Here is a 23,749-nt window from a genome sequence, read left to right as displayed (position 1 = left end):
GCGACGGGGCCGCCGGGAGGCAGCGCGTCACGACGTCGGCGAGGCGCCTTCGGTCTGCTCGGCCTTGGGCAGGTACTGCGGGGTGAGCGGAGACCCGGGGAACCACTCCTGGTAGAGCTCCTTCCAGGTGCCGTCCTCCATGGCTGCGGCGAGCCCCTCGTCCAGCGCCTCGCGGAGCGCGTCGTTGCCCTTGGCGACGGCGAAGCCGGCAGGCGCGTCGAAGGAGGGGATGTCCTTCACGTCGGTGAGGTCGTACTGCTCGATGTAGGCCTTCGCCGACTCGTAGTCGAGGAAGTGCGCATCGATGCTGCCGGTGTTCAGCGCGGAGATCGCCGCGTTGTTGTCCGGGAACCGGACCAGGGCGGCCTCAGGGAAGTTCTCCACCGCGTAGGTCTCCTGGAGCGTTCCCTGAACCACGCCCAATCGGGAGCCGGCCAGGGCGTCCTCGTAGGACACCGCGGACTCGTCCTTGGCGAGGACGGTCAGGAAGCCGGCCAGGTAGCCGCTGCTGAAGTCGACGGTCTGCTTGCGGTCGTCTGTGATCCCGATCGCGGCCACCCCGACGTCGTACTGCTCGTTCGACACGGCCGCGAGCAGGCCGGAGAAGTCCGTGCCGGTGAAGGTCACCTCGTCGATCCCGGCCCGCGCGGTCACGTCCCGGAACAGCTCGACGTCGAACCCAGTGAACTCCCCGGAGGCGTCGGTGAACGTGTACGGCTTGAGGTCGCCCACGCTGGCGACGCTGATCTGCCCGGGGGTGATGAGGCCGTAGGGGTTGTCGGCGGAGTCGCTCTCCGTGTCGGTGGAGCCGCACCCGGCGAGGACCAGGGTGATGGCTGTCGCTGCGGAGAACAGGGCCGCTCGCCGGCTGAACCTGGTGGTGGTCATGTCGTTCCCGTCCATGCGTCTGGGTGGCTGAGGAGGGCTCCACGGGCCGATCCGGATTGCCCGGTCAGCCGGTCCGATGGCTAATGTCAGTTCGGAAGTGCGTTGTGAGTCCGGACTCAACGCGGCGAAAGTTAGCCCGCGGGTCATGTGCTGTCAACCACACCCGAGGTGCGAGGAGGTGGGCATGGCGAGGTCGAGCGACCGCCGACGAGACGTGACGGTGGCCGACGTGGCACGGCTGGCGGGTGTGAGCAAGGCAACGGCGTCGCGCGCCCTGGGCAACTACGGGGCGGTCAGCGAGACGGTGCGGGAGCGGGTGGCGACGGCGGCGCGTGAGCTCGACTACCGGCCGAACGAGCTGGCCAGGAGCATGAACACGGGACGGTCGATGTCCATCGGGGTGGTGGTAGGCGACATCGAGAACGGCTACTTCGGGCTGGCGATGCGCGGCATCACCGACACCGCGCGGCGGGCCGGGTACGACGTCGTCCTGGCCAACACCTCGGAGAGCGTGGAGGCCGAGATCGACGCCGTGAAGGTGCTGCTGGACAAGCGCGTCGACGGTCTCATCATCTCCCCCGCCTCGGCGTACGAGACCCAGCACCTGCACGACGCCCGGGACACGGGTCGGCCCATCGTGCTGCTGGACCGTCGTCTCCCGGGCCTGGACGTGCCCTCGGTGGAGGTCGACATCGCCCCGGCGGCCCGGGCGGCCACCACAGCACTGATCGAGTCGGGGCACCGGCGGATCGCCTTCATCAGCGCACTCACCACGGACGGCCCCGAGTTCACCGGCCTGCCGCTCGGCGTCTCCTCGGTCACCGACCGTCTGGAGGGCATGTTGCAGGCGCTGGGCGCAGCCGGCCTGGACGTCTCCGCCGACCTGATCCGGTTCGGTGCGGTGAGCCGGGAGACGACCCGGCAGATCGTCCGGCAACTCTTCGAGCTGCCCGATCCACCGACAGCCGTGCTGGCCTCGGACAGCGTCATCGCCCTCGACGTGCTTCTGGCGCTGCGCGAACGTGGGCTCACGGTGCCCGACGAGGTCTCCTTCGTCGCCTTCGACGACTTCAGCTGGGCAGAGCTGATCGACCCACCGCTCACGATCGTCTCCCAGCCGGTCCACCAGGTGGGCGTGACCGCGGCCGAAGTCCTGCTGCTCATGCTCCAGGGTGGACGACCCGCCACCCAGCGGCACACGCTCGTCGCCGACCTCGTCAACCGTGGCTCGACCGGCCGCCCGCGCCTCTCGGCCCGAGCGGCTCGTCCGCAGGACGCCGGCTGAGGGCAGCGCCGCTCAGCCGACAGCACCGCCGGCCGGCGCAGCGCTGTCCTCCGGGGGGCCGGCCGCCCCCGGACCCCGTCGTGGCGACGGCGGGGTGCTGGCCCAGCGCACCAGGGCGACGGCCACCCAGCCGGCGCCCAGGCACCACAGCAGGCGGATCGTGACGTCGTCGAGGGAGAGGTCCCCGCGCAGCCCCAGCAGGAACACCGGGATGGCCAGCACGAAGCCGGTCACCACGACGTCCCGGCGGAACGGGCTGATCACGCGCCCATCTCCTCCAGCCGCTCACACAGCAGCGAGGCCCAGCGGTGGGCGGTGGCCCGGGTGCCGTCGACCATGGCCACCGGCACCGGAACGTGGTCCAGCACGGCAGCCGGGTCCGCGGTCGAGTCGGTGTCCTCGACGACGACGGCGTCCAGGCGGGGCAGCCCGTCCAGCCACGGCACGAGGTCCTCGGGCTTGCGGGTGGCGTCCATGACCGCCCACACCGCCGACGGCGACCAGACCGAGAGCATGTGCTCCATCCACGGCCCGCCGGACGTGCGCAGCGGGGCGTCCACGGCGACGATCGTGACCGCGCCGGTCGCCGCGCTGGTCCGGCGGCGGGCCAGGGCGGTCTCCAGCGAGGTGATCCGGCTGGCCTCGGGGGCCAGGCCGGCCAGCGCGCCCGACGCGGCCCACAGCACCGCCTCCGGCTCCAGCCGCAGGGACGAGGCCAGCGACCGGGCGGCGGCGAAGGTCTCGGCGCCGGGGCCGACGAGCATCAGCACGTCGCCCGGCTCCGTCGGCGCCGGCGGAGCTGCGGGCAGCCGCTCGGACAGCGTCCGGGTCAGCGCCGCGTACACGCCGCGGGCGGCCGCGTCAGCGGTGAAGTCGGCACCCAGCAGCGAGTCGGGCAGCCCGAGGGTCAGCAGCCGGAGGACCAGCTCCTCGGGCTCGCTCATCGGGTAGGGGGCCAGCGCACGCGAGGACGGCGCGGGGACCAGCCGGGTCACGGTCGCGAGGCGGCCACCGGGCTCGTCGGCGGGCGGCAGCGCCGGGGCGGCCGGACGGGGCGCCACCGGGAGGGAGGTGGGGCGGGTCGACGCCGGCGGCCGGCCGGACAGCGCGGGGCGGGTGCTCGCCGGCACCGGCGGGCGGGACCGGCGGACCGGCGGGACACCCGGACGGGAGGCCAGCAGCGGCGGCTGCCCACCGCCGAAGTGCTGCGGCGGCATCAGCGACAGCGGCGGCAGGATGGTGGTGGCGTCCAGCGGCAGCGGAGCCGGGTCGCTCGCGGTCCGCGCCATGGCCGGGGACAGCGCCGCCGGGACGGCGTAGCGCTCGCGCTGGTCGGTCGGCAGGGACTCCACGAAGCGGACCTCCTCGGCCGGGGACACGTCGACGACGACGGCGTCCACGACCAGGTTCTGAGCGGCCGCGAACTGCGCCGCCCGCTGCGCGACCCGGGCGTCGCTGGCGGTCCGGTAGGCGCCGGTGTCGTAGGCGCTGGGGCCGGTGGCGGTGGTCTGGCAGGCCCACGGCTGCGGGACGTCGCGCACCTGGTCCTCGACGAACGCCGGGGCCGGCCAGGCGCGTGAGGCGGCCGCCTCGACGATCGCCGACGCGGCTGCGACCGCGGCGTCACCGTCCTCGTCGGCCTCGACGGCGGACCGGTCGCCGGCTGTCTCGGGGGAGCGGTGCCGGCCGCGGCCGGAGCCGTTGGCGGCCAGGACCTCCTCGAGCAGTTCGGCCAGCTCCTCGTCCGCGCTCCGGACCGACTCGACCATCGACAGGACCGGCGCCGCCTCGAGGCGGGCGATCTCCGCCCGGGCGACCTCGATCCGCGCCGCCTCGGCCTCGGCCTCGGCCTGGGCCTGACGGCGTGCGGCCTCGGCCTCGGCGGCAGCGGCGGCTGCGGCTTCGGCCTGACGGCGGGCGGCCTGGGTGGCGGCCGCGACCTCGGCCTCGGCCCGGAGGCGGGCGGCCTCCGCAGCCTCGGCCTGGGCCCGGGCGGCCTCGGCAGCAGCCTGGACCCGGGCGGCTTCGGCGGCGGCCTCGGCCTCGGCCTGGAGGCGGGCGGCTTCGGCTTCGGCCTGGATCCGGGCGGCTTCGGCAGCAGCCTCGGCCTCGGCCTGCAGGCGGGCCGCCTCGGCGGCGGCCTCGGCTTCGGCCTGGATCCGGGCGGCCTCGGCTTCGGCCTGGACCCGGGCGGCCTCGGCAGCGGCCTCGATCTCGGCCTGGAGGCGGGCGGCCTCGGCCTCGACTCGCGCTGCCTCGACCCGCGCTGCCTCGACGCGCGCCGCCTCGAGGCGCGCCGCCTCGACCCGCGCTGCCTCGAGGCGCGCCGCCTCGAGGCGCGCCGCCTCGACGCGTGCTGCCTCGGCCCGCGCTGCCTCGGCCTGGACCCGGGCGGCCTCGGCGGCAGCTGCCTCGATGCGCGCCGTGGCCTGCCGTGCCGCCTCCGCGGCCGCGGCCTCGACCGCAGCCGTCTGGGCCGCGGCCGCCTCGGCCGCCGCCAGCTCCGCAGCCGCGGCGGCGTCCTCGACAGCGGCGTCGGCCGCCGCCTGCACCGGGCTCGAGGCGACCATCCGGGTGAGCGCTGCGGCGAACGGCGAGGGGCCCGAGGGCTGCTCGGCGACCGGCGCCGGGGCGGGCCCGGGCACCAGGTCCTCCGCGGCCAGCATCAACGTGTGCTTGGCGGGGGTGAACGGCTTGGCCGCCACCGGGCTCGCGGCGGCGGTTGCGCGCGGGCTCGCGGCGGCGGTCGCGCGCGCCGGCTGCGCCGTGGACCGGGCGCCGGCGGACGACCGCACCGGGGAACCGGTCGGGGAGGTGGTCGACCGCCCCGACGACGGGGAGGTGGTCGACCGCCCGGGCGACGGCGCGGCAGTCGTGGCCGTCTCGGGCGCGGTCCGCACGGAGCCGGCGCGGCCGTAGAGGTCGACCGCCGGGCTGCCCTGGGCCGCCGCCCCGAGCAGGTCGGCGAGCTCCTTCATCCGGTCGTCCATAGACGGCCCGGCCGGGCGCGCGGGGGCGGCGGGGTCCTTCAGCACGGCGGCCGAGCCGGTGCTCGGCCCGGTCGCCGGCGCGGTGGCCGCCCCGGCCGCGGGCACCTCGACCTCGGCGATGAACCGCTCGTTGGTGAAGAAGCCGAACATGCCGCCGGAGCGGATGCGGCGCACCCCGACCACCCGGGCCGAGGCCCCGAACTCCGCGCGCGCGGCCGCGATGGCCTCCTCGCGCGTGGCTGCCTCAACGGATCGCGACGGCACCGCTCACCACTCCCAGGGACTCGATCTGTGCCGTGCGGGACACCTCGTTGTACGAGATGACCGACAGGCGGGGCAGGACCTGGCGGACCAGGCGGGACAGGGCGGCTCGCACCTGCGGTGAGCAGACGAGCACGGGGGAGAGGTTCAGCCGCTCGGCGTCGTCGAGGAGCTCGGTGCAGCCGCGGACCAGGACGTCGACGGTGTGCCCGTCCAGCGCGAGCACCTGGCCGCCCTCGGTGGGCCGCACGGCCTCCAGGAGCCGCTGCTCGAACGACGGCTCGAGGGTGATGACGTGCAGCCGCTCCTCCTCGGTCACGTACGGGTGGCTGATGGCCGCGCCGAGGGCGGCGCGGGCCGCCTCGACCAGGCCGTCGAGGTCGGTGGAGACCTTGGCCCGCAGGGACAGCGCCTCGAAGATGCGCACCAGGTCGCGGATCGACACGCCCTCGTCCAGCAGCGCCTGCAGCACCCGCTGCACCTCGCCGAGGCTGAGCAGCGCCGGGGTGAGCTCGTCGGCGACGGCCGGGTGCGAGCGGCGGATCATCTCGACCAGCACCTTGACGTCCTCCCGGCCCAGCAGCGCCGAGGCGTTCTGCCGGACGACCTCGGCCAGGTGGGTGGTGATGACCGAGGAGCGGTCGACGACCGTGGCGCCGGCCATCTCGGCCTGCCGCTGCAGCTCGGCGGGCACCCACTTGGCGGCCAGCCCGAAGACCGGCTCCCGGGTCGCCTTGCCCGGCAGCCCGTCGAGGTGGTCACCGATGGCGAGGACCGTGCCGGCCGGGGAGGTGCCCTTGGCCGCGGGGACGCCGTTGAGCCAGATGACGTACTGCGAGGCGGGCAGGTCCAGGTTGTCCCGGGTGCGGACCAGCGGGATGACCAGGCCGGTCTCCATGGCGACCTTGCGGCGCAGCGCCTTGACCCGGTCGAGCAGGTCGCCGCCGCGCGCGGTGTCGACCAGCTCGACGAGGTCGAAGGCGACCTCCAGCTCCAGCGGGTCGACCCGCATCCGGTCGGCGATCGCCTCGGGGGAGTCCGGCTGCGGCTCGGCGGCGACGGCGTCCCCGGGGGTGCTCTCGTCGTCGTCCTCCTCGACCCGGTCGGTGAGCCGGGTGGAGATGAACAGGACCAGGCCGCCGATCAGCAGGAACGGCAGCTTGGGCAGGCCGGGGATCAGGCACAGGGCGAGGGCGGCGAGGCCCGCGATCCGCACCGGCTGCCTGTTCCGGCTGAGCTGGCTGATCAGGTCCGAGCCCATGTCGCCCTGGGAGGCGGACCGGGTGACGATCAGGCCGGTGGCGGTGGAGATCAGCAGCGCCGGGATCTGGGAGACCAGGCCGTCGCCGACCGACAGCAGCGAGTAGGTGGTGACGGCCTCGCCCGGGGCCATGCCGCGCTGCAGCACGCCGATGGCGAAGCCGCCGATCAGGTTGATCAGCGTGACGATGATGGCGGCGATGGCGTCGCCCTTGACGAACTTGCTGGCGCCGTCCATCGAGCCGTAGAAGTCGGCCTCGGCGGTGACCTCGCTGCGCCGCTTGCGGGCCTGCTTCTCGTTGATCAGGCCGGCGTTCAGGTCGGCGTCGATGGCCATCTGCTTGCCGGGCATCGCGTCGAGGGTGAAGCGGGCGCCGACCTCGGCGACGCGGCCGGCACCGTTCGTGATGACGACGAACTGGATGATCGTCAGGATCACGAAGATGACCAGGCCGACGATCAGCGAGCCGCCGATCACGAAGTGCCCGAAAGCCTCGATGACCTTGCCGGCGTAGCCCTCGCTGAGGACCAGGCGGGTGGAGGAGACGTTCAGGGCCAGCCGCATCAGCGTCGCGATCAGCACCAGGGACGGGAAGATCGCGAAGTCCAGGGGGCGCTTGATGTTCATCGCCACCAGCAGGATCAGCAGCGACCCGACGATGTTCAGCGCCAGCAGCACGTCCAGCAGGGGCGCCGGCAGCGGCACGACGAGCATCAGGACGATGGAGACGACCCCGATGGGGACGGCGGCCTTCGTCAGCTTCCCCACGAGACCTCGTTCCTGAGCGGTGCGCCACGGCGGCGGTGGAGTGCGCCGCTGCGCCCCCCACCGCCTTCTCGGCAGTCCGGGTCACGGGCGGTACCGCTGGGTGGGGCGGCACACCGTGCGTCACAGCCGCTCCGCGGAGCGCAGACAGGCGGGTCGGGCCGTCAGCGGCGCCGGCCGGCGCGGGGGAGCCCTTCGGTGGCCGGCGCCTCGAAGCCGGGCCGGTGCATGCCGCCGCGCACGCCGCGCGCGGACAGGTGCATGACGAAGGCGAGCACCCGGGCGACGGCGGTGAACAGCTGGGCCGGCACCTCCTGCCCCAGGTCGCAGGAGGCGTGCAGCGCCCGGGCCAGCGGGATGTCCTGGACCATCGGCACCTTGCACTCCTCGGCCCGGGCGCGCAGCCGGGCGGCCATCTCGTCGGCGCCCTTGGCCACCACCCGGGGTGCGCCCTTCAGCGGGTCGTACTTGAGCGCGACGGCGACGTGGGTGGGGTTGACCAGGAGCACGTCGGCGTCGGCGACCTCGGCCATCATCCGGTTGCGGGACATCGACAGCTGGGTCGAGCGCCGCTGCGCCTTCATGTGCGGGTCGCCCTCGGACTGTTTGTGCTCCTGCTTGATCTCGTAGACGCTCATCTTCAGCTGCTTCATCATCTTGTGCCGCACGACCACGTAGTCGGCGACCGCGATGACCAGGCCGGTGATGCCCACGACGCGGAACATGAGCACCGCGGAGTCGGTGAAGGTGTGCACGACCTCCGACAGCGGCAGCGCCCCGGCGGCGGAGACCAGGTGCATGGCCCGATCGGAGGTCACGCCGATGACGGTGGCCAGCGCGACGGTCTTGATGATCGCCTTGGTCGCCTCCCAGATCCCCTGGGTGCCGAACATCCGCTTGATCCCGGGGAAGGGGTTCAGCTTCTTCAGCGTCGGCTTCATCGGCTTCGTGGTGACGGTGACCCCGCCCTGGGCCGCCGAGGCGACGGTGCCGATCACCATCATCGCCAGGGCCATCGGCAGCAGCGCGGTCATGAAGACGGCCAGCGCGGTGCCGAACAGCGCCTGCATCGTGGCCGGCTGGGGGTCGTTGGCGACCACGCCGACCTGCACGAACAGCTCCTGGATCGCGCCGAACGCACCCCCGGCGAGCATGGGCAGCAGCACGCTCGCCGCGGCCGCGCCCAGCCAGGTGCCCAGTTCCTGGGTGCGCGGGATCTGCCCTTCCTTGCGGGCGTCCTTCAGCTTCTTCGGTGTCGGTTTCTCTGTCTTCTCACCACCGGGACCGTCCTTGGCCATCAGTCACCCCCTCCCACGTCAGCCGCTGCGCAGCGAGGTCATCGCGTCGAGCGCGGAGTCCAGCAGCCCGTCGAGCGCCGGCGGCAGCAGCGGGAAGGTCAGGCCGAGCAGGGTCAGGGTGATCATGATCTTGACGGGGAAGCCGAAGGCGAAGATGTTCAGCGCCGGCGCGGCCTTGGACAGCAGGGCGAGCGCGACGTCGGCCAGCAGCAGCACCGCCACGAGTGGCCCGGCGATCTGCAGCGCGGCCAGGAACATCATCGAGAAGGCGGTGATCAGCACCTGGCCGAGCTGGTCGGTGGGCAGGGAGCCGCCCACGGGGAGCCCCTGGTAGGAGGTGACGAACCCCCGCACCAGCAGCAGGTGGCCGTTGCTGGTGAACAGCAGGGTGACGGCGAGCAGGTAGTGCAGCCTGCCGATCACCCCCTGCGTGGTCAGCGACATCGGGTCGTAGGCCGGTTGCAGGGAGAACCCGCCGGTCACGTCGATCAGGTCACCGGCCAGCTGGACGGCGCTGAACAGCAGCTGGACGACGAAGCCCAGCGCGGCGCCGATGACCGCCTCGGTGACGGCGCCCGCGACCAGGAACCCGGCCGTGACCTCGGGCAGGGTCCCCGAGATGTGCGGGAAGGTGACCAGCGCGATGCAGAGGGCGAGCGCGCCCTTGACCACCCGCGGGATGCCGTTGGAGTTGAACGGCGGGGCCAGGGCGATGAAGCCGGCGGCCCGCGTGCTGGCCAGCAGCAGCGCCGCGAGGGTCGCGGAGGGGACCTCGAGGTCCACTGCGGCCTCAGGTCCTGCCGAGCAGCCGCGGCAGCGACTCGAACAGCTGGTCGGTGAAGGAGACCAGCTCCGAGAGCACCCAGTTGCCGGTCACCAGCAGCGCGATCGCCACCGCGATCATCTTCGGCACGAAGGACAGGGTCGGTTCCTGGATCTGGGTGGCCGCCTGGAACAGCGAGATCATGAAGCCCACCAGCAGGGCGGTCAGCAGGATCGGGGCGGACACCTTCGCCGCCACGATCATCGTCTGGGTGGCGATCTCGGTGACGTCGGCGTCAGACACGACGCACCCCCGACGGGCCCGTGCCCCGGGCGGTCAGCGCGGCGCTCATCCGTAGGACCCGACCAGTGCGGTGGTCACCAGCGCCCAGCCGTCGACGATCACGAAGAGCATCAGCTTGAAGGGCAGCGACACGATGGTCGGCGGCACCATCATCATGCCCATCGCCATGAGCGCGGCGCTGACCAGCATGTCCAGCACCAGGAAGGGGATGAAGACGACCAGGCCGATGATGAAGGCGCTCTTGAGCTCCGAGAGCACGAACGCCGGGACGAGGGTCAGCATGCTCACCGCCTGCGCGTCCGCCGGCGCCTCCTCCCCGGAGAGCCCGACCATCAGCTTGAGCTCGTCGTCCCGGGTGTTGGCCAGCAGGAAGGTCTTCAGCGGCTCGACCCCGGAGTCGTAGGCCGCCGAGGCGGTGATCGCACCGTCGAGGTAGGGCTGGACGGCGACCTCGTTGACCTCGCTCAGCACCGGGCCCATCACGAAGATGGTCAGGAAGAGCGCGATCCCGGTGAGCACCTGGTTCGGCGGTGAGGTGGGCAGGCCCAGCGCGTTCCGGGTCAGGGCCAGCACCACGAGGATCTTGGTGAACGAGGTGACCAGCAGCAGGGCCGAGGGCGCGATCGACAGCACGGTGATCGCCAGGATCAGCGTCACGGCGGTGCTCGGGCTGTCCCCGCCGATGGAGATGTCCAGGCCGCCGTCGTCCACCACCGGGGCGACCGGCTCGGACGGCGGGGTCGGCGCGGTGGGGGCGGCCGAGGCCGGGCCGGCCAGCAGGACCAGCAGCACGACCGTGCCCAGCAGCAGCAACGGCAGCAGCCACGCGGCGCGACGGCGGGCGGGCCCGGACGTCGGCGGCGCCGGCAGCCGGACGGGGACGGCGGCCATCAGCGGCGCACCGTCCGCTCACGCAGCTCGTGCACCACCGACGTCCACGTGCCGCGGTCGAGCACCGAGCCGGCGAGCGCACCGCTGCCCGCCCGCGGCACCGGCACCCGGGCGGCGGGCAGTTCGGTGGTCGCGCCGTCCGCGCCGACCGCCGGGCGGGTCTGGGCGGCGAGGGCCGCCTGCAGCTCCTCGTCCTCGACCTCGGCCAGCAGGGTGACCTGCTCCTCGGTCGAGCCGACCACCAGCACCCGTCCGGCGACCCGCAGCACCGAGACGCTGCTGGCCCGGCCCATCCGCTGGCGGGCCACGACCTCGATGACGCCGGTGGCGCCGCCGAGCCCGCGCTTCTTCGCGACCTTGCTGGCGAACAGCAGCACCGCGGCGACGAAGACCAGCGACAGGACGAGGCGGACGATCATCCAGCTCATGCGGGCGGAGCCCCGTACTCGCCGGCCTCGGTCACGATCTCGCTGATCCGCAGGCCGAAGTCCTCGTCGACGACGACGATCTCGCCGCGGGCGATCAAGGTGCCGTTGACCAGCAGGTCCGCCGGGGCGCCGGCGGCGCGGTCGAGCTCGATGACCTCGCCGGGGTGCAGGGAGAGCAGCTCGGACACCGTCATCCGGGTCCGGCCGATCTCGACGGTGACCTCCATGGCCACGTTGCGCAGCAGGTCCAGGCTGCCGCGCCGCTCCCGCGGGCGGGGCAGGGTGACCTGCAGGGCCAGGGTGGCGGCGATCTCGGTGCCGTTGATCAGCGGCACGGCGAGGAAGACGCCCTTGTCCCGCAGCCCGTCCAGCGCCGCGACGACGTCCTCGACCCGCTCGGCCGCCACCCGGACCCGGCCGAGGGCGCCGGCGGCGGCCTCGAGCGCGGGGCGCAGCGCGGTGGCGACGTCCATCGGGCCGACCGGGGAGTTGGTCAGCGCGCTGACGATCTCCTCGGAGAGCACCAGCACGATGTCGCCGCTCACCTCGCCGCCCAGCGCCGCGGTGACGGCCGCGCCGGGGGTCGGGGGGAGCGGGACCGACTCGGGGTCGGCCACCGTCTCCCCGGCCTGCAGGACGAGCTCGGCGGGCATCGCGGCTGCGGCGGCCTGGGCCGCGGCAGCGACGGCTGCGGCGATGGTGTCGGAGTCCGACGAGCGGTCGGTGCCGAAGGCGGTGGTCATGCGGGGTCCTTTCCGCCGGTCGCGGTGTCGGGGACGATCTCGGCCGCCAGGCGGCGCCGGTGGTTGCTGGGGAGGGCGTGGGCGAAGGTCACGTCGTTGGTGGTGACCTGCAGCGGGTTGTCCTGGGCGTGGCGCAGCAGCAGCACGTCGCCGACGGCGAGGGACAGCAGGTCACCGGAGGGGACCTCGAGCGGGTTGAACCGCACGCTGACCTCGACCGGGACGTCGTTCAGCCGCTCGGTGATCGCCTCGAGCGCCCGCTGCCGCTTGTGCTTCGCGGTCTCCGACAGCTGCGGGGAGGCGGCGTTGTTCAGCGGGCCGGCGAAGGAGGCGAAGGGCAGCACGAGGGTCACCTCGGGCTCCCGGGCCCCCAGCCGCATGCTGTAGGTCGCCACCATGACCGTCTCGGAGCCGGAGGCGGCCTGGGCGAGCTGCGGGTTGTACTCGACGCCGTCCAGCGCGGGCGTCAGCGCGGTGACCGGGGCGAAGGCCTGGCCGAGCTCGTCGAGGAGCCGGGACAGCAGGTGGCCGGTGATGGAGCTCTCCATGCCGGTCATCGGGCGGTTCGGCTGGTCGCCGGCGCCGGAGCCGCCGAGCATGTGGTCGACCATCGCCATGGCGGTGTCCAGCGGCCAGGCGAGCACGCCCTTGCCGGCCAGCGGCTCGAGGGTGAACGTCGCCACGAAGTACGACGACGGCAGGGTGGCGATGTAGTCGTCGTAGGAGAACTGCTCGATGCCGGTCAGCTCGACCCGGACGCCGGTGCGGAGCAGGGAGGTCAGGGTCGTCGTCGCCTGGCGGGCGAAGGACTCCTGGGTGATCTGCAGGATCCGGACGTGCTCACGGGAGAGCTTCGTGGGACGACGGAAGTCGTAGGTGCGCGGTTCCCGGCGCCGGGCGCGCCCCTGCCCGTCAACTGCTCGGGGGGCGGCGCTCGGGGCGTCGGCCACGGTGTCGGACAGGCTCACGCATGTCCTCATCGGCGGGGGGCGCGGGAACCCTGACCGCCGGACACCAGCCGGCACCGAGGTGCTCGGCGCCGGCTGGTGCGGCTGTGCCCTGCTGAGGGCGGTGGGGGAGGAGCGTCAGTCGCGGACGCCCTCCGTCGTCACTGGGTGACGTACTCCGTGTACCAGAGCTCGTAGACGTCGCCGTGGTAGGCCTCGACGACCGCCGCCTCGAAGGCGGCCTTCATCGCCTCCCGGTTGGTCTGCACGTCGGACAGGGCCGCTCCGGAGAACTGGGAGATGGCGATGTCCAGCGCCTTGGAGCCGTCCGGGGTGGCGCCACCGCCGTGCCCGCCGCCGGCGGACTCGTCGTAGGTGAGGGAGAACTGCAGCGTGAAGCCGAGCTTCAGGTAGCTCCCGCCGGCCAGGTTGATGGCCACCGGCTCGACCGCGAGGACGACGGTGCCGGCCTCCGGTGCGGGTTCGGCCTCGGCCTCGCCGCTGCCGCTGAAGACGAAGAAGTACGCGGCCGCGCCGATCGCCAGCACGGCGACCAGCCCCATGATCAGCAGCTTCTTCTTGCCGCCGCCCTTGGCGCCGTCCTCCCCCTCCGGCTCTTCCTTCTTCTTCTTGCTCATTCCTGACTCCCCTCGGAGGTCGTGCCGGTGGCCGGGTCGGTGCCGGTGGTCTGGGTGGCTGCCTCGATGCCGGGCAGCAGGGCGCTGGCCTCGGCGGACGCGGTGGACTGCAGCACGATGTCCACCCGCCGGTTGACGGTCACGTAGCGCGGGTCGGTGTCCGGCACGAGCGGTCGGGTGTCGCTGTAGCCCACGGCGGACATCCGGTCCGGGGCGATGTCGTCGACGTCGACCAGGTGGCGCAGCACGGTCGTGGCGCGGACGGCCGAGAGCTCCCAGTTGGACGGCCACGGACCGCCGCGGGTGACCGGCAGCGAGTTCGCGTGCCCCTCCACCCGGACCAGGTTGGGCAGGTCCCGGATCGCCGGCGCCATGGCGTCGAGCACGACCGCCCCCTGGGGCAACAGGACGGCGGACTCGGGGGCGAAGAGCACCGGGTCGGAGACGACCCGCACGACCAGGCCCCGCTCGTCGATGACGAACTGGGCGGCCCCGGACTGCCCGGCGGCCTCCAGCGCCGCGGCGATCGCGGCCCGTGCGGCCGCGAGCTGGTCGTAGGCCCCCTGCGCCTCGGCGGCCGTGGCCCGGGCGTCGGCCTCCGCCGCGGCCGCCGCCGCTGCCTGCTCCGCCTGGGTCTGGGCGGTGCCGTCGATGGCGGCCTCCTGGGCCACCTGGACGGGCTTGAGCGGGCTGTCGTTCTGCGTCGGGGCGTCGATGGCGGCGCCGTCGTTGAGGATGGTGACCGGGGCGCCGCCACCCTCGCGGGCGCCGGCGGCGAACGCGTTGAACTTGGCGGCGTCGATCGAGCTCATCGCGTAGAGCACCACGAAGAGCACGAACAGCAGCGTCATCATGTCGAAGCCGGACACCAGCCACCGTTCGTGGTTCTCGTGCTCCTCGTGCTCCTCGTGCTTCTTGCGGCGGCCACCACCGTGGCCGCCGTGCCCGCTGCTCTTGCTCATGCCGCGTCGCGCTGCTGCTCACTGGGCGGCACCAGCGAGCTCAGCTTGGCGCGCACGGTCCGCGGGCTGGTGCCGGCCTGGATCTCGGCGATCCCCTCGACGAGGAGCTCCATCTGCGCGGCCTGCAGCTCGCTGACCCGGGCGATCTTCGCGCCCATCGGCAGGAACCAGAAGTTGGCCGCCATGACGCCCCACAGCGTGGCGATGAACGCCGCGGAGACCATCGGGCCGAGCAGCTCGGGGTTGCTGAGGTTCCCCATGACGTTCATCAGGCCGACGATGCAGCCGAGGATGCCGATGGTCGGCGCGTAGCCGCCCATGGTGGTGAAGAACTTGCCCGCGACCTTGTCCTCGCCCTTCTTGGCGGCGATCTCGCCCTCCAGGATGGCCCGCAGGTCCTCGGGGTCGGTGCCGTCGATGCTCATCTGCAGCCCGCGCTTGAGGAACGGGTCCTGGATGTCCTTGACCTGTGCCTCCAGCGCGAGCAGGCCCTCCTTGCGGGCCTTCTCCGCGAGGCTGACCAGGACCTGGATCTGCTCGGTGGCCGGGGGCACCTTGGCCGGCAGCACTGCCATCTTGAACCAGGTGGGGATCTTCTTCAGGTCGGCCATCGTCTGGCTGGCGAGTGCAGCGCCGAAGGTGGCGATGATGACCAGCACGATCGCGGGGAGGAAGATCAGCGACGTCGGGTCGGCGCCCTCCAGGATCATGAAGACGAAGAACGCGATCAGGGAGATCGCGAACCCGATCAGGGTGGCGGGGTCCATGGCTCAGCGCTCCTCTCGGCTCGGGAAGGGCACGACCGAGGCGTCCTCGGGGCCCTGCAGGTCGGTGGTCGTGGGCGGGCGGTACTCACCGCGGTCCATCTGGAAGGCGACCGCCTGGATGCCCGCCCGGTAGTCCCGGACCGATCGGACGACCTGGTCGACGGTCTCGGTGACGACGTACTTCGTGTCGTCCCGGAGCGTGACCACGGTGTCGGGGTGGCCCTCCACGCGCTGGATCAGCTCAGCGTTGAGCACGAAGTGCTCACCGTTGAGGCGCGTCAGACGGATCACGGACTGCTCCAGGGGTTCGGGGTGGCGGTGACCTGGGGTGGTCGGGTGCCACGACGGGCCTCGTCGCGCCGCAGTCAGGTCATCGGCGTGTCGAGGGCGGTGCTTGAGCCGGACGGCCCGGCCACCCCGTCGGGGTGACCGGGCCGTCCATCGAGGTGGCCGACTCACTCCCCACCGGGACGGCCGTCCCGGTGGGGAGGTGCGTCAGCGCTTGAGCTGGACCAGGTCCTGCAGGATCTCGTCGGAGGTGGTGATCACGCGGCTGTTCGCCTGGAAGCCGCGCTGGGCGACGATCAGGCCGGTGAACTCCTCGGCCAGGTCGACGTTGGACATCTCCAGCGCGCCGGCCGACAGGCTGCCGCGGCCGCCGGTGCCGGCCTGCCCGACGAGCGGGTTGCCGGAGTTGTCGCCGGCCCGGAACGAGCTGTTGCCGGCCTTCTCCAGGCCACCGGGGTTGGTGAAGGTCGCCAGCGCGAGCTGCCCGATGTCCTGCCGCAGCCCGTTGGAGTAGATCCCGACGATCGTGCCGTCGTTGGCCAGCGAGTAGCCCTCCAGCACGCCCATCGCCGAGCCGCTCCCGGCCGTGGCCTTGGCCGCGGCGTCGCTCTTGCCACCGAACTGGGTCAGCGAGGACAGGTCGACGTCCACGTTCCGGGTCCAGGCGCCGCCGGCCGCCGGGATCGTGTAGGTGGCGGGGGAGATCAGCGTGCCGGCGGGCTGACCGGCGACCGTGCCGTCGGCGAAGGTGAGCGTGGTGCTGCCCAGCGGGGTGGGGGTCGGGGTGCTGGTGTCGGCGAAGCTCAGGGACCAGCTGTTGGCCGGGACCGGCGGGGTGGCCGCCGGGTCCGCGGCGAGCTTGGTCATGGTGACGCTGACCGGGTGGGCGTTGCCCAGGTCGTCGTACATGTTGATCTGCGAGCTGACGGCGGTGTCCGCGGGCGTGGCCCCGGCGGAGAGGTTGCCGCTCACCGACGACGTGGTGGTGGCGACCGGGGCGAGCACCTGGCCGGTCGGGATGCGGAGGTCCTGGATCGGGCCGTTCGGGTCGACGACGCCCAGCGCGTTGGCCATCCAGCCCTGCAGCTTCGCGCCGTCGGGGGTGACCAGGTTGCCGACCCCGTCGGTGTCGAAGGAGCCGGCCCGGGTGTAGAGCTGCTCGTTGCCGACCTTGGTGACGAAGAAGCCGTCGCCGCTGATCATGAAGTCGCTGGCCCGGCCGGTGTTCTGGGTCGAGCCCTGGCCGAAGTTCGTGGTGATGCCGGCGACCTTGACGCCCAGGCCGACCTGCGCCGGGTTGGTGCCGGCGACGTCGCCGTTGGGCGCGGAGCCGTTGCGCAGCACCTGGCTGAGCGTGTCCTCGAAGACGGTCTGGCTGGCCTTGAAGCCGACGGTGTTGACGTTGGCGATGTTGTTGCCGGCGACGTCGAGCTTGGTCTGGTGGGCGCGCAGGCCGGAGATGGCCGAGAACATGGAGCGAAGCACGGTGGGACTCCTCGCGATCGGTGATCGGTGTGGGGGAGGCGGGGACGCCGGGTCAGCTGGTGGGGGTGGCCGGGGTGTCGACCTCGGGGACGGTGATCTCGGTGATCCGGCCCAGGGGCACGGCCTTGTCACCCACCACCGCCCGCGGCTCGCTGCCGCTGGTCACGATCACCGAGGAGACGGCCCCGGTGACGGTGGTGCCGTCGTCGGCGGTGTAGGCGACGTGCTTGCCGACGAGGGCGCCGGCGCTCAGCGAGCGCTGCAGGGTGAGGAGCTCGGCGTTCTGCTTGGCGATCTCCTCGAGCTTCTCCACCTGGGTGAAGGTCGCGGTCTGCGCCATGAACTCGCTGCTGCTGGTCGGGTTGCTGGGGTCCTGGAACCGCATCTGGGCGACCAGCAGCTTGAGGAAGGTGTCCTTGCCCATCTGGTCGGTGCGGGCGGTCGAGGTGGTCGCGGTCGTGGTCGGCGTACCGACGGTCCCGGTGATCGGGGTGGTCATCGCACGGTCTCCAGGTCAGACGCGGACGTCCACGCCGGCTGACGTGGACTGGTCGGTGGCCGGGGCGGTGCTGCCGGGGCCGAGGAGGTCGGTGGTCTGCCCGCCGGAGCGGGAGCTGCCCTGCTGGCCCGGCTGGCCGGACCTGCCCTGCTGACCGGTCTGGGCGTCGAAGAGCTGCTGCGCGGTCCGCGCGCCGGTGCCGGCGTTGCCGCTGTCGGCACCGACCTCGACCCGGCCGGCGGTCAGGCCGGCGCCGTCGAGCTCGCGGCGCAGGTCGGGCAGGGCGTCCAGCAGCGCCTGCCGGCCGGCCTCGTGCGCCCCGTGCAGGGTCACCTCGAGGACGCCGCGGGTGACGGTGACCTGGACCGACACCGGGCCGAGGTCGTCCGGCGTGAGCACCACCGTCATCGTCTGGCTGCCGTCGGGGGCGTTGCGCAGCACGGCGAGCTGGCGGCCGAGCTGGGCGGCGACGGGGGTCTCCGCGGGCGCCGGCGCCGGCGCGACCGCCGCCGCGGCAGGTGCGGGGGCGGTCGGCGTCGGGCCGGGGGCGCCGAACACGGCATCGCCCTCGGCGACCGGCGCCGGAGCGCCGGTGGGCGCCGGGGCGGGCTCGTCCCCGGTGCCACCGGACCCGGTGTCCGCGGTGCCGGCGGCGCTGCCGGCCGGGGGCAGCAGCACCGGCGTCCCGACGGCGTCGGCGGGGGCCGGGCCGCCCACCGGTGCACCGGCGGTGCCCGGGCCGGTCGCGGGCGGCGGACCCGGGACGCCGAGCGGGTCGAGGACGACGGTGAGCCCGGCGGCCTCGGCCAGCGCCGCGGTCGGGTCGGCCACGGTCGGCACGGCCACGGTCGGCGCGGATGCGGCCGGCGCGGGCGCGGCCGGCAGCAGGGTGGCCGCTGCCGGGGCGCCGGGTGCGGTGGCCGTCGGGAGCGCGGCCACCGGCTCGCCCGGGACCGCGGTCGAGCCGGCGACGGCCTGCCCGGCACCGGTGACGGCGCCGATCAGGCCGGCGGCGGCGGCCGCCGTCCCGAGGCCGGCGGTGCCCTCGGCGGTCAGCGGGGCCGCCGCTGCCAGCAGCGCCCACAGTCCGGGCTGCAGCGGCACGGGGGGCGCGGGGTCGGCGGTGTCGGTGTCGGTGTCGTCCGCCGCCGGGGGCGTCGACGGTGTGGCGACGTCGTCGGCCGGTGCGTCGGCCGGGCGGTGAGCCGCGCGGTCGGTGCGGTCGGTGCGGTCGGCGGGGGAGCGGTCGGGCGACCGGACGGCGGACCGGTCGGCGGCCCGCTCCGCGGCGCGGTCGGCCGCCCGCTGGGACGCCCGCGACGGAGCGCGGTCGCTGCCCAGCGCGTCGTCGAGGGCGCTGGCGAACGCCGGTGCCCGGTCGCTGCCGGCGGACCGGCCCGCCGAGCCCGGGGCCGCCGTGCCGGGGCGGGCCGGGGCCGAGGTCACCGGCAGGGTGGTCGTGCTGCTCATGCGTAGGCCTCCGCGGCTCTGGTGACCTTCTGGACGTAGGACTGCGTCTCGGCGTAGGGCGGGATGCCGCCGTGGCGCTGCACCGTGCCCGGACCGGCGTTGTAGGCGGCGAGGGCCAGCTCGGTGGAGCCGAACTGCTGGGTGAGCCTGCTGAGGTAGCGGGCGGCGCCGTCGATCGAGGACGCCGGGTCGGTGGCGTCCACGCCGAGCCCCTGGGCGGTGGCCGGCATGAACTGCATGAGCCCGGTGGCGCCCGCGGGTGACACGGCGGAGCTGTCGAAGCCGGACTCGGTCTTGGCGACCGCGGCCAGGAGCGCGGGGGAGACCCCGTGCCGGGCGCCGGCCTGGGTGAACAGGTCGGCGTAGGGCACCCCGGAGAGGGAGCCGCCCGTGGCGGCGGTGACCGGTGCGGTGCTCGTGCCCTCCGGCAGCACCCGGCGGATGAGGGACGGGTTGCCGACGTCCTGCACCTTGACCACCTCGCCCTCCTGCGGGGCGGCGATCATCTTGCCGCCGCCGATGTAGAGCCCGACGTGGTCGATGCCGGGCCTGGAGGAGGTGTTGTCGAAGAAGACCAGGTCGCCGGGCTGGGCCTCGGCGAGGGAGGCGACCGGCCGGCCGGCGGTGGCCTGCTGGGACGACGTGCGGGGGATGCTGATGCCCAGGTCGGCGTAGACGCGCTGGGTGAAGCCCGAGCAGTCCAGGCCGGTCGCCGGGTCGGTGCCGCCCCACTTGTAGGGGACGCCGAGGTACTTGGTGGCCGCCCCGACCACCTCGGCGCCGGTGCCGGTCGCTGCGGTGACCCCCGGGGCCGCGTTCGTCGGGCTGCTGCCGGTCAGGCCGGCGGCGGAGGCGGCGCTGGCCCACGCGGCCTGCTGGGTCACCGGGGGCGCGAACCGGGCGTGGATCTGCCCGATCCGGCTGTGCACCGCGGTCAGTCCGTCCACGTCGTCTCCTCCCTGCTGGCTGGTCTGCTGCTGTGCTGGCGGGTGACCAGGTCGTCGACCACCCGCTCCTCGGCGGCGTCGGCCGCCGCCTGCAGGGCCGCCACGTGCCGCTCGCGCAGGCGTTCGAGGCCCTTGGTCCGCTGGGCCGCGGCGGTCCACCGGGCGCGGACCAGCTCGGCCTGCTCGGCGCGTGCGACGGCCACCGACCGTGCAGCTGACACATCGGCAGCCGCGGCGGCCGATGCGACCATCGCGGCGATGAAGGCTGCGCCGGTCGGGTGCCCGGGCAGCGCGCGCTCGGTCAGCGCGGCGGCGTCGCGCTCGGCGCGCTCGGCGGCCTCGGTCGCCTCGCGGGCGGCCTGGGCCGAGGCGAGCGCGGCGGCCCGCTCCTCGGTCCGGCGCAGCCTGAGCACCGGTTCCAGCCGGAAGGCCGGCTGCTTCACCGCGGGCCGCTCACGCCGTGGTGGCGATCGCGTGCAGTCGGGCGAACGCCTCGGGGGTCGAGGTCGGGTCGTCCACGGCCTGCCGCAGGAAGGCGTCGATCTGCGGCACCAGCCGGCGGGCCCGGTCCACGAGCGGGTCGGAGCCGCTGGAGTAGGCCCCGATCTCGATCAGCTCCCGCACGTCGCGCAGGGCCGCCATCATCCGGCGGACCTCGCGGGCGTCGGTCATCTGCGGCGACGGGACGATCGTGGTGGCGACCCGGGAGATCGACTCCAGCACGTCGATGGCCGGGAAGTGCCCGGCGGTGGCGAGCTTGCGGGTGAGCACCACGTGCCCGTCCAGGATCGACCGGGCGGTGTCGGCGATCGGTTCGTTGTGGTCGTCGCCCTCCACCAGCACGGTGTAGAGGCCGGTGATCGAGCCGGTGGTCGAGGTGCCGGCCTTCTCCAGCAGCTTCGGCATCATCGCGAAGACGCTCGGTGGGTAGCCGCGGGTGGCCGGCGGTTCGCCGGCGGAGAGGCCGACCTCGCGCTGGGCCATCGCGGTGCGGGTGATCGAGTCCATCATCAGCAGCACGTCGCGGCCCTGGTCGCGGAAGCCCTCGGCGATGCGGGTGGCGACGAACGCCGCCTTCAGCCGCACCAGCGGCGGCTCGTCGGAGGTGGCGACGACGACGACGGTGTTCGCCATCCCCTCCGCGCCGAGGTCCTCCTCGAGGAACTCCCGGACCTCACGGCCGCGCTCACCGATCAGCCCGATGACGCGCACGTCGGCGTCGGTGCCCCGGGTGATCTGGCTCATCAGCGTCGACTTGCCGACGCCGGACCCGGCGAAGATGCCCAGCCGCTGGCCGCGCCCGACCGGGACCAGGGTGTCCAGGGCCCGGACGCCGGTGGCCAGCTGCCGGCTGACCCGGGCCCGGGTCAGTGCGTTCGGCGTCTGGCTGGTGAGGTCGACGTACCGGATCGAGCTGCCCAGTGCGGGGCCGCCGTCCATCGGCCGGCCCAGCCCGTCGAGCACCCGGCCGAGCAGCGCCCCGCCCACCGGCACCTGCAGGGGCATGCCGGTGGCGCGCACCCGGGCGCCGGAGCGGACGCCGGAGAGGTCGCCCAGCGGCATGCAGGTGAGCCGGTCGCGCTGCACGGCGACCACCTCGGCCAGCAGCGGGTGCGGGCCGGTGCGGACCTCGACCAGGTCGCCGACGGCCGCCGAGACGCCCTCGACGGTCAGGGTCAGGCCCATCGCACCGGTGACGATGCCGGTCAGCTGGGGCCGGGCCGCGGCGCGCGCACGGTCGATCAAGTCGTTGCTGTCCAGGGCGGCGCTGTCCCGGGGGTGGGCGGCGGTCCTCACGAGCGGAGCACCTCGCGGACGCGGTCCAGGGCCGCGCTCAGCTGGGCGTCGACCCGCTGGGTGCCCGCCTCGGCCACCGCGCCGGCCCGTTCGACGCCCTCGTCACCGCGGACGGTGACCGACGCCGGCAGCTGGGCCAGCGCCTCGGCCGGCACCTCGGCGAGGTCGTCGGGGTGCAGCCGGACGACGACCGGCACGTCGTCGGGACACAGCGTCATGGCCCGCCGCAACGCGTCCAGGCCGGGCTCTGCGGCCACGGCCAGCTCCCGGCCGAACAGGTCGCCGACCAGGATGACGACGGCGTCGAGGATGCTGTCGCGCAGCTCGTCGACGACCGGGGCGGCGGTGCCGTCCAGCCGCTCGACGGCGGCGCCCATGGCCGCGGTGGCCGAGGCCAGCCGGCGCTCCCAGCGGGCCTGCACCTCGGCGAGCCGCTCCTCGGCGGCCTGCTCGGCGGCGCGGACCACCCGCTCGGCGGCGACCAGGCCCTCGGCGTGGCCGGCGGCCCAGCCCTCCCGGCGGGCCTCGGCCCGGAGCCGGGCCAGCTGCTCGGCGTAGACCTCGCCCAGCCGCAGCCCGACCCGGGCGGTGGCGGCCTGGTCGCTGTGCGCCGCCGTCGGGTGCTGGGCGGCCGGGTGCTGTGCGGCCGGGTGCGCGGCCGTCGGGTGCGGGGCCGTCGGCTGCGTGGCCGGCGGGTCGACCGGAGCCGCCGGCGGGACGACGGAGGGCGCCCGGGGCGCCCGGGGTGGGGGGACCGGTGCGGCGGGGGCCGGCGCGACGGCGTCCTCCGCGGCCGGGCGCACCGCCGACGGCCGGCCCCACACCGGCGCGCCCTCGGGGGCGCGCCGGTAGGGGACGGCGCCGGCCGCCGGTGCCCCGCGCAGCAGCAGGGTCTCCCGCCCGCTGCCGTCAGGCGACGAAATCGTCCTCACCGCCCCGCGAGATGGTCAGCGCCCCCTGCTCCTCGAGGGTGCGGATGACCGCCACGATCTTGGCCTGGGCCTCCTCGACCGTCCGGGTGCGGACCGGGCCGAGCAGCTCGATCTCCTCGAGCAGGTTCTCCCCGGCACGCTCGGAGAGGTTGCGGACCACCTTGTCCCGGACGTCGGGCTTGACGCCCTTGAGCGCGGTGGCCAGGTCGTTGGCCTCGACGTCGCGCAGCACCAGCTGCAGCGACCGGTCGTCGATGGTGACGATGTCCTCGAACACGAACATCTGCGAGCGGATCCGCTCGGCGAGGTCGGGGTCGCTGTTCTCCAGCCACTCCAGGATCGAGCGCTCGGTGGGCCGGGAGGAGCGGTTGATGATCTCCACCAGCGTCTCCACGCCGCCGACCGTGGCCATGTCCTGGTAGGCCAGCAGCGAGCCCATCCGGCGGCCGAGCTCCTCCTCGACCATCCGGACCATCTCCGGGGCGGTGCGGTCCATCATCGCGATCCGGTAGGCGACGTCGGCCTGCTGGTCCGGCGGGAAGCCCGACAGCACCTCGGCCGACTGCGGCGCCGGCAGGTGCGCCAGCACGAGGGCGACGACCTGCGGGTGCTCGTCCTTGAGGAAGGTGACCAGCTGCCGGACGTCGCTGTTGCGCAGCGAGGCGAAGGGCAGCTCGGTGTAGACGACGTTGAGCCGGGAGAGGATGCCGTCGGCCTTCTCCTCGCCCAGCCCCGCGGCGAGCACCTCGCGGGCGAACTCGATGCCGCCGGTGCCGACGAAGCGGCGGGCCTGCATGAGGGTGTGGAACTCGCCGAGCACGTCGTCGACGTCGTTGCCGTCGACCCGCTGCAGGCCCATGAGCTCGCTGGTCAGCTTCTCGACCTCGGAGGGGCGCATCTGGGCGAGCACGGCCCCGGCCTCCTCCTTGGTCAGCTGGGCCAGGAACACCGCGGCCTTGCGCAGGCCCGGCAGTTCCTTACGGGGCTTGGCGAGCTGCGCGGACGACGTCGTCGCCGGCACCCCGACGAGCTGTTCGACGCTGGCGATGCTCACTGCTCAGCTCCCTTCGCGACGCTCACGGCAGTCCTCGTGTCCTCAGGACGCCACCGGCGTCCACCTCCTGCATCGGCAGTCCGGGGC

The 23,749-nt window shown here is 73.9% G+C and carries 24 protein-coding genes; 1 reads left to right on the top strand and 23 read right to left on the bottom strand.

Annotated features, from left to right (window positions below; genetic code table 11):
• Positions 1 to 27: 27 nt before the first annotated feature.
• Positions 28 to 888: an ABC transporter substrate-binding protein gene (locus tag FB380_RS01585; protein WP_208382719.1), complete on the bottom strand. Its 861-nt coding sequence runs from the start codon at positions 886 to 888 to the stop codon at positions 28 to 30.
• Positions 889 to 1,072: 184 nt separating this feature from the next.
• Here FB380_RS01585 and FB380_RS01580 point away from each other — a divergent pair, with 184 nt between their 5' ends.
• On the top strand, positions 1,073 to 2,173 hold the full coding sequence (locus tag FB380_RS01580; RefSeq protein ID WP_166753551.1) for a LacI family DNA-binding transcriptional regulator: 1,101 nt from the start codon (positions 1,073 to 1,075) through the stop codon (positions 2,171 to 2,173).
• A gap of 12 nt (positions 2,174 to 2,185) precedes the next feature.
• Here FB380_RS01580 and FB380_RS01575 read toward each other — a convergent pair whose 3' ends face one another.
• The 22 genes from FB380_RS01575 to fliG form a co-directional block, all read right to left on the bottom strand.
• The gene (locus tag FB380_RS01575) at positions 2,186 to 2,437 is read right to left on the bottom strand and encodes a hypothetical protein (protein WP_188959579.1); all 252 of its coding nucleotides are present in this window, start codon (positions 2,435 to 2,437) and stop codon (positions 2,186 to 2,188) included.
• The gene (locus FB380_RS01570) at positions 2,434 to 5,427 is read right to left on the bottom strand and encodes a hypothetical protein (RefSeq protein WP_166753550.1); all 2,994 of its coding nucleotides are present in this window, start codon (positions 5,425 to 5,427) and stop codon (positions 2,434 to 2,436) included. The genes FB380_RS01575 and FB380_RS01570 overlap by 4 nt, the downstream gene beginning before the upstream one ends.
• Positions 5,408 to 7,453, bottom strand: a complete 2,046-nt coding sequence (gene flhA, locus FB380_RS01565) for a flagellar biosynthesis protein FlhA (RefSeq protein WP_166753549.1) — start codon at positions 7,451 to 7,453, stop codon at positions 5,408 to 5,410. The genes FB380_RS01570 and flhA overlap by 20 nt, the downstream gene beginning before the upstream one ends.
• Positions 7,454 to 7,614: 161 nt before the next feature.
• Complete coding sequence (locus FB380_RS01560) at positions 7,615 to 8,748, bottom strand: EscU/YscU/HrcU family type III secretion system export apparatus switch protein (RefSeq protein WP_166753548.1); 1,134 nt, start codon at positions 8,746 to 8,748, stop codon at positions 7,615 to 7,617.
• 18 nt (positions 8,749 to 8,766) lie between these two features.
• Positions 8,767 to 9,531 carry a flagellar biosynthetic protein FliR gene (fliR, locus tag FB380_RS01555; protein ID WP_166753547.1) on the bottom strand — a complete coding sequence of 255 codons (765 nt, stop codon included), beginning with the start codon at positions 9,529 to 9,531 and terminating at the stop codon, positions 8,767 to 8,769.
• Positions 9,532 to 9,538: 7 nt separating this feature from the next.
• On the bottom strand, positions 9,539 to 9,814 hold the full coding sequence (gene fliQ / locus FB380_RS01550; protein ID WP_036336255.1) for a flagellar biosynthesis protein FliQ: 276 nt from the start codon (positions 9,812 to 9,814) through the stop codon (positions 9,539 to 9,541).
• Positions 9,815 to 9,859: 45 nt separating this feature from the next.
• Positions 9,860 to 10,705, bottom strand: a complete 846-nt coding sequence (fliP, locus tag FB380_RS01545) for a flagellar type III secretion system pore protein FliP (protein WP_166753546.1) — start codon at positions 10,703 to 10,705, stop codon at positions 9,860 to 9,862.
• Positions 10,705 to 11,124 (bottom strand): FliO/MopB family protein, encoded by a 420-nt coding sequence (locus FB380_RS01540; RefSeq protein WP_229682044.1) that lies wholly within the window; start codon positions 11,122 to 11,124, stop codon positions 10,705 to 10,707. The genes fliP and FB380_RS01540 overlap by 1 nt, the downstream gene beginning before the upstream one ends.
• Positions 11,125 to 11,129: 5 nt before the next feature.
• Positions 11,130 to 11,876 (bottom strand): flagellar motor switch protein FliN, encoded by a 747-nt coding sequence (gene fliN, locus FB380_RS01535; protein ID WP_166753544.1) that lies wholly within the window; start codon positions 11,874 to 11,876, stop codon positions 11,130 to 11,132.
• Positions 11,873 to 12,844: a flagellar motor switch protein FliM gene (locus FB380_RS01530; protein ID WP_229682043.1), complete on the bottom strand. Its 972-nt coding sequence runs from the start codon at positions 12,842 to 12,844 to the stop codon at positions 11,873 to 11,875. The genes fliN and FB380_RS01530 overlap by 4 nt, the downstream gene beginning before the upstream one ends.
• 140 nt (positions 12,845 to 12,984) lie before the next feature.
• Complete coding sequence (locus FB380_RS01525; protein WP_166753542.1) at positions 12,985 to 13,461, bottom strand: flagellar basal body-associated FliL family protein; 477 nt, start codon at positions 13,459 to 13,461, stop codon at positions 12,985 to 12,987.
• Entirely contained in the window at positions 13,458 to 14,423 is a 966-nt protein-coding gene (locus FB380_RS01520; protein WP_166753541.1) for an OmpA/MotB family protein, read from the bottom strand. The genes FB380_RS01525 and FB380_RS01520 overlap by 4 nt, the downstream gene beginning before the upstream one ends.
• On the bottom strand, positions 14,420 to 15,190 hold the full coding sequence (locus FB380_RS01515; protein ID WP_166753540.1) for a motility protein A: 771 nt from the start codon (positions 15,188 to 15,190) through the stop codon (positions 14,420 to 14,422). The genes FB380_RS01520 and FB380_RS01515 overlap by 4 nt, the downstream gene beginning before the upstream one ends.
• Before the next feature lie 3 nt (positions 15,191 to 15,193).
• Positions 15,194 to 15,481, bottom strand: coding sequence for a flagellar FlbD family protein (locus FB380_RS01510; RefSeq protein ID WP_166753539.1), 288 nt, complete (start codon positions 15,479 to 15,481; stop codon positions 15,194 to 15,196).
• 204 nt (positions 15,482 to 15,685) lie between these two features.
• Positions 15,686 to 16,963 (bottom strand): flagellar hook protein FlgE, encoded by a 1,278-nt coding sequence (locus FB380_RS01505; protein ID WP_166753538.1) that lies wholly within the window; start codon positions 16,961 to 16,963, stop codon positions 15,686 to 15,688.
• 52 nt (positions 16,964 to 17,015) lie between these two features.
• A complete protein-coding gene (locus FB380_RS01500; protein ID WP_166753537.1) occupies positions 17,016 to 17,462 on the bottom strand; it encodes a flagellar hook capping FlgD N-terminal domain-containing protein in 447 nt (148 codons plus the stop codon).
• Positions 17,463 to 17,477: 15 nt separating this feature from the next.
• Positions 17,478 to 18,932, bottom strand: coding sequence for a flagellar hook-length control protein FliK (locus tag FB380_RS01495; protein WP_166753536.1), 1,455 nt, complete (start codon positions 18,930 to 18,932; stop codon positions 17,478 to 17,480).
• Positions 18,929 to 19,879: a transglycosylase SLT domain-containing protein gene (locus tag FB380_RS01490; protein ID WP_166753535.1), complete on the bottom strand. Its 951-nt coding sequence runs from the start codon at positions 19,877 to 19,879 to the stop codon at positions 18,929 to 18,931. The genes FB380_RS01495 and FB380_RS01490 overlap by 4 nt, the downstream gene beginning before the upstream one ends.
• Complete coding sequence (locus tag FB380_RS01485; RefSeq protein WP_166753534.1) at positions 19,867 to 20,322, bottom strand: flagellar export protein FliJ; 456 nt, start codon at positions 20,320 to 20,322, stop codon at positions 19,867 to 19,869. The genes FB380_RS01490 and FB380_RS01485 overlap by 13 nt, the downstream gene beginning before the upstream one ends.
• 10 nt (positions 20,323 to 20,332) lie before the next feature.
• Positions 20,333 to 21,676 (bottom strand): FliI/YscN family ATPase, encoded by a 1,344-nt coding sequence (locus FB380_RS01480; protein WP_229682042.1) that lies wholly within the window; start codon positions 21,674 to 21,676, stop codon positions 20,333 to 20,335.
• On the bottom strand, positions 21,673 to 22,608 hold the full coding sequence (locus FB380_RS01475) for a FliH/SctL family protein (protein WP_166753533.1): 936 nt from the start codon (positions 22,606 to 22,608) through the stop codon (positions 21,673 to 21,675). Before FB380_RS01475 ends, FB380_RS01480 begins: the two co-directional genes overlap by 4 nt.
• Positions 22,586 to 23,662, bottom strand: coding sequence for a flagellar motor switch protein FliG (fliG, locus tag FB380_RS01470; RefSeq protein ID WP_188959578.1), 1,077 nt, complete (start codon positions 23,660 to 23,662; stop codon positions 22,586 to 22,588). The genes FB380_RS01475 and fliG overlap by 23 nt, the downstream gene beginning before the upstream one ends.
• Between the last annotated feature and the right edge of the window lie 87 nt (positions 23,663 to 23,749).

This window comes from Modestobacter marinus, from assembly GCF_011758655.1.
Taxonomy (GTDB): Bacteria; Actinomycetota; Actinomycetes; order Mycobacteriales; family Geodermatophilaceae; genus Modestobacter; species Modestobacter marinus.
The sequence above is the reverse complement of the archived record's forward strand: the minus strand, read 5'-3'. Positions and strand labels throughout refer to the sequence as shown.

What these genes read in the sequence shown, in the direction of transcription:
- fliP (WP_166753546.1), bottom strand. Translation starts at nt 10,705, where the DNA reads ATGGCCGCCGTCCCCGTCCGGCTGCCGGCGCCGCCGACGTCCGGGCCC.
- FB380_RS01585 (WP_208382719.1), bottom strand. Translation starts at nt 888, where the DNA reads ATGACCACCACCAGGTTCAGCCGGCGAGCGGCCCTGTTCTCCGCAGCG.
- FB380_RS01560 (WP_166753548.1), bottom strand. Translation starts at nt 8,748, where the DNA reads ATGGCCAAGGACGGTCCCGGTGGTGAGAAGACAGAGAAACCGACACCG.
- FB380_RS01580 (WP_166753551.1), top strand. Translation starts at nt 1,073, where the DNA reads ATGGCGAGGTCGAGCGACCGCCGACGAGACGTGACGGTGGCCGACGTG.
- FB380_RS01500 (WP_166753537.1), bottom strand. Translation starts at nt 17,462, where the DNA reads ATGACCACCCCGATCACCGGGACCGTCGGTACGCCGACCACGACCGCG.
- FB380_RS01520 (WP_166753541.1), bottom strand. Translation starts at nt 14,423, where the DNA reads ATGAGCAAGAGCAGCGGGCACGGCGGCCACGGTGGTGGCCGCCGCAAG.
- FB380_RS01540 (WP_229682044.1), bottom strand. Translation starts at nt 11,124, where the DNA reads ATGATCGTCCGCCTCGTCCTGTCGCTGGTCTTCGTCGCCGCGGTGCTG.
- FB380_RS01515 (WP_166753540.1), bottom strand. Translation starts at nt 15,190, where the DNA reads ATGGACCCCGCCACCCTGATCGGGTTCGCGATCTCCCTGATCGCGTTC.
- fliN (WP_166753544.1), bottom strand. Translation starts at nt 11,876, where the DNA reads ATGACCACCGCCTTCGGCACCGACCGCTCGTCGGACTCCGACACCATC.
- FB380_RS01495 (WP_166753536.1), bottom strand. Translation starts at nt 18,932, where the DNA reads ATGAGCAGCACGACCACCCTGCCGGTGACCTCGGCCCCGGCCCGCCCC.
- FB380_RS01525 (WP_166753542.1), bottom strand. Translation starts at nt 13,461, where the DNA reads ATGAGCAAGAAGAAGAAGGAAGAGCCGGAGGGGGAGGACGGCGCCAAG.